This window comes from Lentzea sp. NEAU-D7 (genome assembly GCF_026242055.1).
Lineage (GTDB): Bacteria > Actinomycetota > Actinomycetes > Mycobacteriales > Pseudonocardiaceae > Lentzea.
Genome location: NZ_JAPJDL010000032.1, coordinates 101,340 through 114,338, shown reverse-complemented (window position 1 = coordinate 114,338; position 12,999 = coordinate 101,340). Strand labels below are relative to the sequence as shown.

13 protein-coding genes and 1 pseudogene are annotated in these 12,999 nt (G+C 69.3%); 6 read left to right on the top strand and 8 right to left on the bottom strand.

Annotation, left to right across the window (positions count from 1 at the left end; genetic code table 11):
- The 5 genes from ORI60_RS41160 to ORI60_RS41140 form a co-directional block, all read right to left on the bottom strand.
- The coding region (locus ORI60_RS41160) for a cytochrome b (protein WP_266043425.1) at positions 1-1,180 on the bottom strand (1,180 nt) is incomplete at its 3' end.
- A 209-nt stretch (positions 1,181-1,389) separates the two neighbouring features.
- Complete coding sequence (locus ORI60_RS41155; RefSeq protein WP_266043424.1) at positions 1,390-2,538, bottom strand: MFS transporter; 1,149 nt, start codon at positions 2,536-2,538, stop codon at positions 1,390-1,392.
- A gap of 70 nt (positions 2,539-2,608) precedes the next feature.
- Entirely contained in the window at positions 2,609-3,070 is a 462-nt protein-coding gene (locus ORI60_RS41150; protein WP_266043423.1) for a thioredoxin family protein, read from the bottom strand.
- Positions 3,071-3,103: 33 nt separating this feature from the next.
- The gene (locus tag ORI60_RS41145; protein ID WP_266043422.1) at positions 3,104-3,451 is read right to left on the bottom strand and encodes a rhodanese-like domain-containing protein; all 348 of its coding nucleotides are present in this window, start codon (positions 3,449-3,451) and stop codon (positions 3,104-3,106) included.
- Between the two features lie 88 nt (positions 3,452-3,539).
- The gene (locus tag ORI60_RS41140; protein ID WP_266043421.1) at positions 3,540-4,472 is read right to left on the bottom strand and encodes a LysR family transcriptional regulator; all 933 of its coding nucleotides are present in this window, start codon (positions 4,470-4,472) and stop codon (positions 3,540-3,542) included.
- A gap of 172 nt (positions 4,473-4,644) precedes the next feature.
- Here ORI60_RS41140 and ORI60_RS41135 point away from each other — a divergent pair, with 172 nt between their 5' ends.
- Genes ORI60_RS41135 through ORI60_RS41125 form a run of 3 tightly spaced genes read left to right on the top strand, consistent with a single transcriptional unit; the run spans position 4,645 to position 7,580 of the window.
- Positions 4,645-5,325 (top strand): tRNA-dependent cyclodipeptide synthase, encoded by a 681-nt coding sequence (locus tag ORI60_RS41135; protein ID WP_266043420.1) that lies wholly within the window; start codon positions 4,645-4,647, stop codon positions 5,323-5,325.
- Between the two features lie 2 nt (positions 5,326-5,327).
- Positions 5,328-6,629: a purine-cytosine permease family protein gene (locus ORI60_RS41130; RefSeq protein ID WP_266043419.1), complete on the top strand. Its 1,302-nt coding sequence runs from the start codon at positions 5,328-5,330 to the stop codon at positions 6,627-6,629.
- A gap of 15 nt (positions 6,630-6,644) precedes the next feature.
- Entirely contained in the window at positions 6,645-7,580 is a 936-nt protein-coding gene (locus ORI60_RS41125; RefSeq protein ID WP_266043418.1) for a LysR family transcriptional regulator, read from the top strand.
- Positions 7,581-7,629: 49 nt separating this feature from the next.
- Here the strand turns inward: ORI60_RS41125 and ORI60_RS41120 are convergent, their stop codons facing one another.
- Positions 7,630-9,033, bottom strand: coding sequence for a M1 family metallopeptidase (locus tag ORI60_RS41120; protein WP_266043417.1), 1,404 nt, complete (start codon positions 9,031-9,033; stop codon positions 7,630-7,632).
- A gap of 175 nt (positions 9,034-9,208) precedes the next feature.
- Positions 9,209-9,958, bottom strand: a complete 750-nt coding sequence (locus tag ORI60_RS41115) for a hypothetical protein (protein WP_266043416.1) — start codon at positions 9,956-9,958, stop codon at positions 9,209-9,211.
- A 251-nt stretch (positions 9,959-10,209) separates the two neighbouring features.
- Between ORI60_RS41115 and ORI60_RS41110 the strand changes: the two genes are divergently transcribed.
- The 3 genes and pseudogenes from ORI60_RS41110 (at position 10,210) to ORI60_RS44680 (ending at position 12,576) form a co-directional block, all read left to right on the top strand.
- Entirely contained in the window at positions 10,210-11,517 is a 1,308-nt protein-coding gene (locus ORI60_RS41110; RefSeq protein WP_266043415.1) for a protein kinase domain-containing protein, read from the top strand.
- A gap of 120 nt (positions 11,518-11,637) precedes the next feature.
- A pseudogene (locus ORI60_RS41105) lies at positions 11,638-11,841 on the top strand (cold-shock protein); the annotation flags it as partial.
- A 30-nt stretch (positions 11,842-11,871) separates the two neighbouring features.
- A complete protein-coding gene (locus ORI60_RS44680; RefSeq protein ID WP_416234584.1) occupies positions 11,872-12,576 on the top strand; it encodes a cold shock domain-containing protein in 705 nt (234 codons plus the stop codon).
- A gap of 15 nt (positions 12,577-12,591) precedes the next feature.
- On the opposite strand, the gene ORI60_RS41085 is transcribed toward ORI60_RS44680, so the two are convergent.
- The gene (locus ORI60_RS41085; protein ID WP_266043414.1) at positions 12,592-12,768 is read right to left on the bottom strand and encodes a hypothetical protein; all 177 of its coding nucleotides are present in this window, start codon (positions 12,766-12,768) and stop codon (positions 12,592-12,594) included.
- Positions 12,769-12,999 lie beyond the last annotated feature (231 nt).

Below are 12,999 nucleotides of genomic sequence, written 5' to 3'. Positions count from 1 at the left end.
TGAAGTACGTGATCGCCATCCAGCCCAGCGCGGTGCGCACCGGCACGTCACGCGGGCGCTGCAGCAGGTTGTGGTGCGCGTAGTCCTTGGTCATCCTGCGCTCGATCCACGGGTACATCGCCGCGATACCGGTCAGCAGCGGCAGACCGAGGATGAACGGCAGGAACGGCGCCGGGATCGTGTAGTTGCCCAGGTAGAACTCCCACGCCGGCCAGATGCGGACCAGGCCGTCGGTCCAGCCCATGTACCAGTCCGGCTGCGAGCCGGCGGAGATCTGCGCGGGGTTGTACGGGCCGAAGTTCCAGATCGGGTTGATCTGGAAGACGCCGCCCATGATCGCGATGACACCGACGACGATGGCGAAGAAGCCACCGCCCTTGGCCGCGAACACCGGCATGATGCGGACACCGACGACGTTGGTCTCCTTGCGGCCCACGCCCGGGAACTGCGTGTGCTTCTGGTACCACACCAGCGCGAGGTGCGCCGCGATCAGACCCAGGATGATCGCCGGGATGATCAGGATGTGCGCGGTGTAGAGCATCGGGATGATGTCGGTGCCGGGGAACTCCCCGCCGAACATCAGCCAGTTCAGCCACGTGCCGATGACCGGGAACGAGATCAGCAGCGCCGCCATGACGCGCAGGCCGGTGCCCGAGAGCAGGTCGTCGGGCAGCGAGTAGCCGAGGAAGCCCTCGATCGCGCCGAGCATGAACAGCACGATGCCGATGACCCAGTTGATCTCACGCGGCTTGCGGAACGCGCCGGTGAAGAAGATCCGGAACATGTGCACGACGATCGCGGCCATGAACAGCAGCGCCGCCCAGTGGTGCACCTGGCGGACGAACAGGCCACCGCGCGTCTCGAACGAGATGTCCAGCGTGGACGCGAACGCCCGCGACATCTCGATACCGCGCAGGTTCTCGAACGCGCCGTTGTAGGTGACCTCGGTCATCGACGGGTCGAAGAACAACGCCAGATACGTACCCGACAGCAGCAGCACGATGAAGCTGTACAGCGCGATCTCACCGAGCAGGAACGACCAGTGCGTCGGAAAGACCTTGTTGATCTGCTTGCGCAGGCCCGAGGCCGGGTGGAACCGCTCGTCGGCAGCGTTGGCCGCCGCTCCTGCGACGCGCGCGGCGGCGTTGGCCGGCTTCGTCGGCGTGGTGATGGCACTCATGACTTCCGCTCCCAGAACGCCGGACCCACAGCCTCGACGAAGTCGCTGCGGGCAACCATCCAACCGTTCCCCTCCGACGGTAGGCGACAGGACGATGGATCGGCCAGTGATGGATCCGCCACGCCGCGTCGCGGCTGAGAGTCGTCGCTCATCGGGCGTCATGCTTCTCAGTTGCCGCGGCTGCCGGTGCCGCGCGTTGTGCGAGTGGGTCAGCCGTGGACGTCCGCCGCGTTTCCCGTCGTGGCGGGAAGCCGGGTCGCCATCCAGAACGGCACGGCCATGAGCGCGGCCGCCGTCCACGTCAGTGCGGGTGCCGCGGTGTCCAGCACCACTCCTCCCACCGCGGCACCCCCTGCCACCGCGCCGTTCCAGGCCGCGATGGTCAGCGACTGGGCCCGATCCGCGTCCCGTCCCGCGACCAGGGCCGTGACCGATTGGAACGCCGTCGGAGCGCCGCCGAAAGCCAAGCCCCACACCGCGCACCCCATCAGCGTCGTGGCGGCATCGTCCGACACCGCGAACACCACGATCCCGGACGCGGTCAGCAACGGGCACCAGCCCAGCACCGCGCGCGGACTGCGGTCCATTGTGGATCCGACAGCCAGGATGCCGCACACGGCGGCGACACCGAACACCAGCAGGGCCGTGCTCAACAGCTCTTCCTGTGCCAGCCTGGCCAGTGCCGGCCCGAGGTAGGTGTAGAGCACGTTGTGCCCCAAGGAGTACACGAACACCATGACCAGGACGGGGCGCAGCATCGGGAGGGCGGCCCGCGTCGTCCGGACGGGTTCGGTGGTGATCGCCGGCAGCACGGTCAGGATCCAGCACAGCAACGGCACGGCGATCAAACCCATGGCCGCGAACGACCAGCGCCAGCCGACGAGGTCACCGAGCGCCGTGCCGGCGGGCACTCCGACCGCGAACCCCACGGGTGTCCCCGCCATCGCGACCGCGAGCGCACGCCCGGCTTGTCGTGGTGGCGCGATCCGCATCGCGTACACCGCGACCAGTGACCACATCACGCCGGTGATGGCGCCGGACGCCACCCGCGCACACAGGACGACGCCGTAGCCGGGGGACAGGGCTATCACGAGGTTCGTGGCGATGAAACCGAGCACGAGCGCCACCAGCACGTGTTTGCGGGGCAACCGGGAGGTCAGCGCGGTCAGGGGGACGGCGGTGGCCGCTGTGGTGACGGCGTAGACGGTGACGAGCTGCCCGGCGGCGGACGGCGACACCCGGAGGTCCTCCGACATGGCCAGGAGCAACCCCGCGGGCAGCACCTCGGTGAGACAGCCGAGCAGCACCGTGAGCGTCAGTGCGAGCAGCGCACGCCAAGGCAACCTGTTCTGGGACAAAGGGTTCCTCTCACGTGGGAACCGCCCCGGCACGGTCAGCAGGGTCTCGTGCCGGGGCGGAGGAGGGAGATCAGCCCTTGGCCAACTGGGCGTCGATCCACGCCCGCAGCGCGGTCTCGCCCCGGAAACCGATCATGCGGGAGCCGGGCAGCTCGGCCGCGTTGCGCATCGGCACCAGTGTGGGCAGGTACTGGACGCGGTAACGGGACAGGAGGTCACGGCTGACGTCCGCGTCGACCTCGCCGAGCAGGAACCGGCCGCCGTACTGCGCGGCCAGCTTCTCGATCACCGGTTTGAGCTGGCGGCACGGCGGGCACCAGGCGGCTCCGAAGTCCAGGATGACGAGCTTGGTCCTGGACGCCTCCATCACCTCGTCGTGGTTCGCGGACGTCACCTTGACGACGTTGTCCGCACTGACCTGGATGGTGGCGTCGGCCATCGGCGTGGCCTGGGCGGGTGCGGGCACCAGCACCGCGGCCACGACGGCCGCGGCGGCGACGCTCGCGCGCAGCCAGTTCTTGAGCAGGGACATGAGAACTCCTTGATGGCAGGGAAGTGCGAGTGCTCAACCGGCGGTGGTGGCGAGGCCTGCACCGACCCAGTCCTCGATGCCCTCCCGGTATTTGCGCACGTTCGAGTAACCGAGGTGGAGCAGCCGGGATCCCACGAGTTCGCTGTTGCGACAGGGCACGTTGGCGCAGTAGACGACGATCTCGGCGGTCTTGTCCGGCAGCACGTCGGGTGCGTACCGGTCGGTGAGCTCGGCCGCCTGCTCGTAGGGAAATCCGGGGATGTTCACCGCGCCGGGCAGGTGCTCCACCTCGTAATAGGCTGCGGGCATGGTGTCGACCACCACCAGCGTGCCCGCGTCGATACCCTCTTTCAGTTCTTCTCGCGAGATCAACGACAACATCTGAGGATCCCTTTCCGGCACGATTCGCGCATGTTCGCGTCGATTTCGAGTGTGACCGGGCAGGAGATTCCGTCCCACTGCCAGAGGGCTATGTCGTGCCGTTATCCATCCACTCGCGATAGCGGTCGGTCCGCATCATGAGCTGTTCGTAGGCGCCGGTGACGGCGCGGTGCAGCTCGGTGAACCGGTCGTCGAGCAGGTGGTCCGCCCGCCACAGCAGGACGTGTTGCACCGTCATCGGATCTCCGGCCAGCGGCCGGATCGCCACGCCGGGAAGTTCCGAGGTGGTCGGCTGCACCAGGCACACCCCACGCTCTCCGGACACCAGCCGGTGCCGCAACGCGTCCACGTCGTGCGCGATGAGCGGCGTGAAGCCGTGTGCCAGGCACATCTCGCGGAAGACGATGCGGCAACCGTCGCCGCAGCTGGACACGATCCAGCGCTCCCGCGCGAGATCGCTCAGCTCGACGACCGGCGAGGCGGCCAGCCGGTGCCGCGCCGGCAGCGCCACGAAGGACGGCTCGGTGACCACCCTTTCGGCACGTACTCCATCGGGCACGGCCAGCGTCCGCGGTCCGCAGATCATCGCCAGCGCCAGGTCGACGCACCCGCTGGCGACCTGGGTCACCAGCCTGCCGTGTGACAGGTCGGCGCGGCTCGTGAGCTCCAGGTCCGGAAACAGGTCCTCGACGCAGTCGAAGAGACCGGACACGAGCCCGCTGTCGTTCCAGCCGATCCGCAGCCCGCCACCGGACGGCTCCTGGCGGCGGAAGTCGCGGTCCAGTTCGTCGAACGCCGGGATGATCGCCTCGGCGCGGGCGAGCACCAGTTCGCCGATCCGGGTGGGACGCACGCCTCGCGTGCCGCGGTCGAACAGCCGGTCTCCCACCATCTGCTCGATCCGGCGGAGCTGGTGGCTGAGCGCGGGCTGGGCCAGCCGCAGCTCGCCCGCGGCGCGGTTGAGGCTGCCAGCGCGTGCGATGGCGACCAGCACCCGCAGGTGCCGGACTTGGAGTTCCATGTCACCCATCAGACACGGCTGGTCGCGTGCTGTCACCCGTTGGGACCGAACGGATCGGTCGCGCATAAGCCGATGGCATGACCTTCCGGCAGTACCCACCGGTTCTGCTTCTGCCGATAGTGGTCGAATCCGGATTTCCCTGTCCCTGTGAATATCATTTTCGGAGTCGACGGTGTTGCTGACAACTCCGCTTACCGAGCACTGTGCCGCTCCTTTGCGAAGTGGCCGGCACGTGTGCGTCGGGGTGAGCCCGTTCAACAGCTACTTCACGGTGGATCGCATTACCGCACTTGCGCGGTGGGCGATGCGAGAATTCGAGCGCTTCCATTTCTTCGTGCCCGATCACGCGGCCGTGTACACCTTGGAGGCCCTCGGCTACGAACCCGGCCGCGCCCAGCGCAAGGCCGGGCGGCAGGGCCAGTACGTGGTGAACAAGATCTTCCGGGCCCTGCGCGACGCCGGTGTGCCGGACCCCGAGGAGCACCTGCTCGACGGCATGACGCTCGCCCGCAACGACTCGTACCGCGAGCTGCTGCGTGACGCGGGGGCGTGGTTCCTGACCGACGACGCCTTCGCCGCGGACTGCCTCGAGGCCACCCGCTGGGTGCTCGACCGCCGGTTGCCGGACGGGCAGTCGCCCACCGACGACCAGCTGCGCTGCGCCGTCCGCTACTTCTTGGCGGAGCTGCCGATGTTCATCGACACCCCGGCGATCGTGGGAGCCGACAGCTCGGTGTTCGCCTACCACCAGCGGGTCGCGTTCCTGGAACGGCTCTACGCGAGGGAGCTGGCCTGGCAGCCCAACACCGCGCAGGGTTTCGTCGTGCTGCGCGCCGGCGACGAGGTGGCGTAACCGTGGCCCACGACGACTACTCGTTGCGCCGGCTGCCGGACGAGGCCAGGAGGTCCTGGTTCTCCGTCGCGGTGCAGCGGTTCGGACAGGTGTCCGCGTTCCACCAGTTCCTGCTCGGCGCCACCCTCGGACTCGGGATGACCTTCTGGGACGCGGTGCTCGCCATCACCCTCGGGTCGGTGATGCTCGAGGTCGTCACCATCCTCATGGGGATCGCGGGCGTGCGGGAGAACCTGTCGACCTCGGTGCTGGCGCGTTGGGCCGGGTTCGGCGCACGGGGTTCCGCGCTGGTGGGCCTGCTGGTGACGCTCAGCCTCGCCGGCTGGTTCGGAGTGCAGAACGACGTGTTCGCGCACGGTCTGCACCGCCTCATGGGTGGCCCGCCGGTCTGGGCGTGGGCCGTGCTCGGAGGCATCGCGGTGACCGCGATCGTCGTGGCGGGCTTTCACACCATGGCGTGGACGGCGTACCTCACGGTGCCCGCCTTCCTCTTGCTGACGGGGTGGACGATCGTCACCGAGCTGCGCAGGCACGACCTCGGCGACCTGGTCGGCATGCCGGCGCCCGGCCCGGCGCTGACCCTCGCCCAGGGCACGACGCTGGTCGCCGGCGCGTTCATCATGGGTGCCGTCATGACTCCGGACATGACCAGGTTCAACCGGAGCACCTCCGACGTCGTGAAGCAGACGCTGATCAGCGTCACGCTCGGCGAGTACCTGATCGGCCTGACCGGGGTGCTGCTGGCGCACGCGGCGCGCAGCGCGGACGTGGTCGGCATCGTGATGTCCAGTTCGGGTGTGATCGGCATGCTGATCATGGTCACGGCCATCCTGAAGATCAACGACTGGAACCTCTACTCGGCCTCGCTCGGCCTGGTGAACACCGTGGACGTGCTGCTGCGCAAGAAGATCAGCCGGTCGGCCGCGACGTTGTGGCTGGGGGCACTGGGCACACTGCTGTCCGCGCTGGGCATTCTCGACCACTTCACGGTGTTCCTCACGTGGATCGGGGTGATCACGCCACCGGTCGCGGGCATCGTGATCGCCGAGTACTTCGTCGTGCGCACCTGGCGTGCCGAACTGGACGAGTCGCGGTCCAGGGGAGAGCTGCCGGCAGACCCTCCTGACTGGGTTCCGGCGGCACTGGGGTGCTGGGCCGCGGGAACGGCTGTCGGCTTCCTGGTGCCGGTCGGCATCCCGACGATCAACTCCGTCGTGGTCGCTTTCGCGCTGTACGCTGCGATCGGCAGAACAGCCGGAATCGTCCGGCAGGTGCCCGGATCCCGGGTCGACACTCACCGCTGACGGGGAAGTGACGGCATGGAACTCGACGTCCACCACCTGCGGCTCGTGCGGGCGATCGGCGAAACCGGCAGCCTGTCCGAGGCCGCGGTGCGGCTCGGCACCAGCCAGCCCGCCGTCAGCGGCAACCTCAAGCGGCTGGAGAACGCCCTGGGACAACGGTTGTTCGACCGCGGTTCCCACACCACATCGGTCACACCGACCCCCACCGGAGAACTGCTGCTCGACCGGATCGGCGCGGTCCTGCCGATGATGGAGGGGCTGGTGCGGGACATAGGGGTCCGCTCCGGCCCCGCCGAACCGGTGCGGGTCGGCGGGGTCTGCTCACCCGTGCTGTGCCACCTGCCCGCCATCGTCGACAGCCACCGTCCGCACGGTCCCGGCGCATCGCTGTTCGACAGCGAGTGCCGGGACCTCGTCGTGGAAATGGTGGCGCAGCGGCGGCTGGAGGTGGGCGTCGTCAAGGACTACCCCGGCTTCGAAGCGGTCGCGCCCTCGTCCGTGCACCTGGCAGTGGTGGCTCACGACCGGACGCTCGTGCTGCTGCGCGAGGACCACCCGCTGGCCCGGCACAAGGTGATCAGCCTCGAGCAACTGGCGGACGAGCAGTGGGTGCTCCCACCGCCCGACTCCTCCCGCTTCCACGAGTACTTCCACAGGTCGTGCCGGCGCAAGGGTTTCACGCCTCGCGTGCGGTACGTGTCAGAGTCGTACAGCACGACTGTCGCCGCAGTGCGCAACGGCGCCGTTGGCCTTTCCCAGGCGGCGTGCGAGGGGCACCAGCAGGTCGCCGCCCGGCTGCTCGCCGACGACGCGTTGTCACGAAGGTTCTTGTTGGTGTGGCACAAGGAGAGCGAGTTCGCCGGCTTCGCGAGCGACGTGCTCACCGAGACCGCGCTGGCCTACCGGCTGGAATGCGAGTCGTCACCGGTCTACTCCCGCTACCTGGCATGACGGTGTGCCCTCCGCAGACGTGGAGGGCACACCGTCATGCCAGGTGACGTCAGCGCAGCTCCGCCGGTGGCGGGGTCGTCCCGTGAACCCAGGCCTCGTGAAACGCTGTGAGGTCCTGATCCGCCACCGCCGCCGTGTAGAGCTCCCAGTCGTACCAGCCCTGGTTGAGCAGCACAGCGATCGCCGGGTACTCCCGCAGCACCGTGAAGAACTTCTCGTCACCGATGTGCTTGCGCAGCGCGTGCACCATCAACACGCCCTTGTCCGTGACCGAGAACTCCCGGCCCACGCCCGGATCAGCCAGCTTGCGCCCCCAGAACCGCGTGTCCGCCCCGGCCTGGCGCAGCGCGTCCTGGTAGCGCCGCTCGACGGCGGGCCCGCCACGGGCCTCCTCCCACAACCACACCACGTACCGGGCGAACGACTCGACCATGGGCTGGTCTTTCCACATCTTGATGGCGAGCTGGTTTCCCCACCACTGCGAGGCCAGTGCCTGCACCAGCGCCGACTGGTCCGCGGCAGCACCGTGCACCGGGCGCCCCTGTGAAGGATGCGAGTAGGCGAGCCGGTCAGACAGGTACACGCCACCCGTCACAGGCAGGGGATGCGGACCCAGCTTGTCGTGCAGGAACTCCATGATCTCGGGCAGGTTCCTGGCCAGCGCGGTGCCGGCACCGGGCCCGAACGCGTCCAGCACCGCGATGCCGCCAGGCAGGGTGGACTCCCGCACGCTGAACCGGTCGATGGCGATCATCGTGGCGGATGGTGTGATCGGAACATTCTCCTCCCAAGCGTGAAGTCCTTCGTGGACGGACTTGCGCACACCGTTCGACACCACGCTCCACCCAGCCGGCACGCGCGCGTTGAGGCGGAACGTCGCCTTGTCGGCGGAAGTCTCGTTCACCGGAAACCACGTGGAAGCCGAGTGAGGCGCCCCGGCGGCGAGCCCGCCGCCCGACCGCGTCGTGCGCCACCCGGTCACACCCCGGGGCGCGTGTTCCGATCGGGGACGGCCGCAGTAGAGCACCTCGACGGTGAACGCGGTGTCCGCCGCCAGCGTGCTGGCGGGCGTGATCACCAGTTCGTGCTCGCCCCTGCGGACGAACGACGCGCGCACGCCGTCCACCCTCACCGACGTCACGGTGAGCCCGCGCAGGTCCAAGTTGAACCGGCTGAGCCGCTGCGTCGTCGTGGCCGAGACAACGGTCCTGGCGTTGAGGAACCGGGCGGCGGGATCGTAGGACAGGTCGACGGCGTAGTCGGCGACGTCATAACCGCCGTTGCCATCGGTGGGGTAGTAGGGATCGACGCCGAGCACGACACCGTTGGGTGCGACGTGCACGTAGCCGTCGGAGCCGATCGTGTCGTCCGCGTGCGCTGCAGCCGGACATAGGGACAGGCCGCACAAGAGCAGGGTGGCCGACGAGAACGTCCGCCGAATCCGCACAGCCATCGGGGAAACCTCTCAGGACGGTGGCAGGGTGCCGCCAGTCTCGGCGCGCCCCGCCGGACCAGGCCAATGCCACTTCCCCATGCTCGTGCGTTATCCGTTGCGCAACTCATGACCTGGACGGTCGAAGACGTTGCCGAGCTCGTAAGTGCCGCGAGCTCGACGACCAGGTTAGGAATCAGCCGTCGAGAGGTTTGCGGATCTCGGCGACGCGGGCGGCGCCGTACTGGCCGGTGAACGCCTCGATCAGCAACTGGTCCGCGGTCACGCCCTTGCGCGCGGCCAGTTCCTCCAGCGCGAAGGCCGCCAGGTCGGTCACACCGACCGGGTCGATCTTCCAGTCCTCGCCCTCGCGCAGGAACGTGAACTTGATCGGCTTGGGGATCGCGGGCACGGTGGGGTCGTTCGACGCCAGCTCTCCGGTCGCCGTGTCGGCGCCGAGGACGAGGTTCTTCAGCACGGGCGTCGTCTCCTTGACGGTGGTGGTGCCGTCCGCGTTCACGAGCTTGGTCGACGTGTTCAAGGTGACGAGGCCCTGCTGGACGGCCGTGATCAGGACCGTGCGGCCGGTGGCGGTCCGCAAGGAGGGACCGGCGGTCGCGCGCAGGCCGTAGACGATGGCGCGTTCGGCGACCGGAAGGCCCGCGAGGTCGGCCTCGGTGCTCTTCAGCGCGTGCACCCGGTAGGTCTCCCAGCGGATGATCGCGGCGCTGGTCATCACCGCCGCCGCGGCGTCGCCGTTCTTGTCTCCGAGGGCTTTCGTGAAGTCGGAGAAGACTTGCTGGACCTGCCCTGCCTGGTCGGGCTTCCCCGGCGTGGACGTCGTTGTCATCGTTGTCGGAGGCACGGTCGAGGACCGCGTCAGGCCTGGAGGCGTCGGGGAACACGCGGCCAACGCCAGCACCAGCACCGCAACGAGTCGCTTCACGGGGCGGAGCGTAAAGCGAACGGCGCGCATCCCGTGGTGGAATGCGCGCCGTTTGCTCCGAAAGGACGCGGTCCGGCCGACACGTGTGGATCTCGTGTGGCAGCGGCCACCTGTGACCTCCGCGGCTCACCACCGGCCGACGCTCCCACCACCATGACGACAAGGTCGCGTCACGGTGTGAGTGCGGCCTTCGAACCAGCGCCCGAAGCCGAAGGTGGCCGATGGCCGGCTCAGCCAAGTAGCGTCGGCATGTGCCAGAAGAGGGTGAGGTCATCGCCGGGCGGTACCGGCTGGTGTCGTCGATCGGGCAAGGATCCATGGGTGTGGTCTGGCAGGCGCGTGACGAGCAACTCGACCGCGTGGTCGCGGTCAAGCTGCTCAACACGGACCGGCGGTCCCCGGATGCGGTGGCGCAGATGCTGCGCGAGGGCCGGGTCACCGGTCGGCTGCGGCACCCGCACGCGATCAGCGTGTACGAGGTCGTTGAGCACGACGGCAAGCCCTGTCTGGTGCTGGAGTACCTGCCCTCCCGCAGCCTCGCGGCGCTGGTCGCCGAACGGGGCGCGCTCCCGCCGGGCGTGGTCGCGGCCGTGGGCAGGCAGGTCGCCGCCGCGCTGGCGGCGGCGCATGCGGAGGGCATCGTGCACCGCGACGTCTCGACGTTCAACGTCCTGCTGGCCGAGGACGGCATCGCGAAGATCACCGACTTCGGCATCGCCCGCGCGGTCGGCGAGGGCACGGTGACCGACGCCCGCCTGATCGTCGGCACGCCGGCCTTCCTGGCGCCGGAGGTGGCGGCGGGCGAGGCGGCGACGTTCGCCTCGGACGTGTTCTCCCTCGGCGCGACCCTCTACGCGGCACTGGAGGGCACGCCGCCGTTCGGTGTGGACGACAACCCCTACGCGCTCCTGCAACGCGTGGTCCGGGGGGAGTTCGAGCCGCCGCAGTTGGGTGGCCCGCTCGGCGAGGTGCTCCTGCGCCTCCTGCATCGTGACGCGACCCAACGCCCGACGATGGCCGAGGCCCACAAGCTGCTCGCGGCGGTCGCGGAGGGACTGCCGCTGCCCGCTGCGCCCCCGAAGAGCGGCACGCGGATGCTGCTCGCCCGCCGCCACCCGCCACGCCGGGTGATCGCGATGGTCGCCGGTGCGGCCGTCCTGGTCGCCGCCGGTGTCGTGATCGGCACCGTCTTGCAGGGCGACCGGCCCAGCAGCAGCGCCCAGACCAACTCCACCACGGCGACGACCACGACCGCGACCGCCTGCGATGTCCGCTACGAGGTGACCAACTCGTGGCCGGGCGGCTACCAGGTCGAGGTGACCGTGCGCAACACCAGCCCAGGCGGCCTGACCGGCTGGACCACCACGTGGCAGCCGGCTGAGGGCCACACCATCGGCAACCTGTGGAACGGCACCCTGACCCAGAACGCGACCGCGGTGACCGTCACCAACGCCGGCCACAACGCCGTGCTCGCTGCCGGGGCAACCACCTCGTTCGGGTTCGTCGCCGCCGGTCCTGAACCCGCTCGCCCGGCCGTGACCTGCTCCACCGCCAACTGATCAACGAGTACCGATGTGCGGCTTGAGCTGCAGCGATGACTTTCCGAGCGGTACAAGATCCTCGGCCAACAGCGCCTGGGACACTGGACCCTCGACCACCCGCTAGACCAGGAGTGCACCGTGCAGCAGGGAACCGTCCGCTGGTACGACCTCGAGCGCGGCTTCGGCTTCCTCGCCCCCGACGACGGCAGCGACGACATCTTCGTGCACGTCTCGCAGGTGCAGGGCGAGGGCGCGGCCCGGGCACTGCGCGAGGGCCAGACGGTGGAGTTCGAGACCGGTGAGGGACCCCGCGGCCCGCAGGCGCTGCGCGTCGCCGTCACCGGGGACGCCTCGCCTGACGCGACGCTGGGCGTGCTCGCCACCGTCTCCTGGTACGAGCCGGCCAAGGGTTACGGGTTCGCCGCGCCGGACGGCGGGGGTGCGGAGGTGTTCGTGCACTCCTCCGCCATCGTCACCGGGGGCGTCCTCGCGGCCGGGCAGCGCGTGGCCTTCGTCGTCACCGCGGGGGAGAAGGGGCCGCAGGCCCAGCACGTGGTGCCGCTGAGCTTCGACGCCGGGGTCCGCAGAGCCCCTCTGGCCGCGGCCGGCGACGGTGCCGACGGCTCCGTCCTGTGGTTCGACGAGGAGAAGGCGTTCGGCTTCGTGGCCGCCGACGACGGTGCGGGTGACGTCTTCCTGCACGTGCGCGCCCTGGTCGACGAGGTGTACCTGCCAGCCGAGGGCGACCGGGTCTCGTTCACCACGGTCACCGTGGACCAGGGTCGTCAGGCGCGCGAGGTGCGGTTCGTGGCCACCGGCGAGCCGGTGGAGGCCACCGCGGCCCCCAGCCAGGCCCGTCCGGCCACCCGGCCCGCAGCCCGTGCCGGCGACGGCACGGTGGCCCGCTACGACGCCGACCGCGGCTTCGGCTTCATCACCCCCGACGCGGGCGGGCCCGACCTCTTCGTGCACGTCTCGGTGGTCTCCGGCGAGCCCCTGGTGGCCGGAGAGCGGGTGCGCTTCCGCATCCGGCAGAGCGACCGGGGCCCGCAGGCCGACGCCGTCGAGCACGCCTGACCGTCCGGGACGGTCCTACGACGCCAGCGCGGTGTCGGTGCGACCGGTCAGGACGATCTCGTTCGCTGTGTGCGGTGGGTCGTTCTCGACGTGGCAGACGGTCTTCATCGCCATGAACAGGGTGTCGCCGTGGTGGTCCGGCGCGGGGCGGCGATGCTTGCGAACGGCGTCGTCCGCCGCTCGCTCCCGCAACCCGCACACCTGGGCAAGGCCGTGGAACTGGGTGCTTCTCCGGCTCGAACAAGCCGATCCACGCGAACCCCTTGCCGCGGTCACGGACCTCTGACGGGGAAGTGAGCTGCTGAACCCGCTGACCATCTTTACGGGATCCTTACGCCTGAGGCCTCGTGTTTTTACATCGGCCGGACTTCACACGAAGTTGACTCGCCCCCAAATGACTGAGCATCAGCAGCGGGGGACCGG

Excerpts from the sequence above, each read along its gene's own strand:
- ORI60_RS41150 (WP_266043423.1), bottom strand. The coding sequence starts at position 3,070 with ATGTCCCTGCTCAAGAACTGGCTGCGCGCGAGCGTCGCCGCCGCGGCC.
- ORI60_RS41145 (WP_266043422.1), bottom strand. The coding sequence starts at position 3,451 with ATGTTGTCGTTGATCTCGCGAGAAGAACTGAAAGAGGGTATCGACGCG.
- ORI60_RS41140 (WP_266043421.1), bottom strand. The coding sequence starts at position 4,472 with ATGGAACTCCAAGTCCGGCACCTGCGGGTGCTGGTCGCCATCGCACGC.
- ORI60_RS41125 (WP_266043418.1), top strand. The coding sequence starts at position 6,645 with ATGGAACTCGACGTCCACCACCTGCGGCTCGTGCGGGCGATCGGCGAA.
- ORI60_RS41120 (WP_266043417.1), bottom strand. The coding sequence starts at position 9,033 with ATGGCTGTGCGGATTCGGCGGACGTTCTCGTCGGCCACCCTGCTCTTG.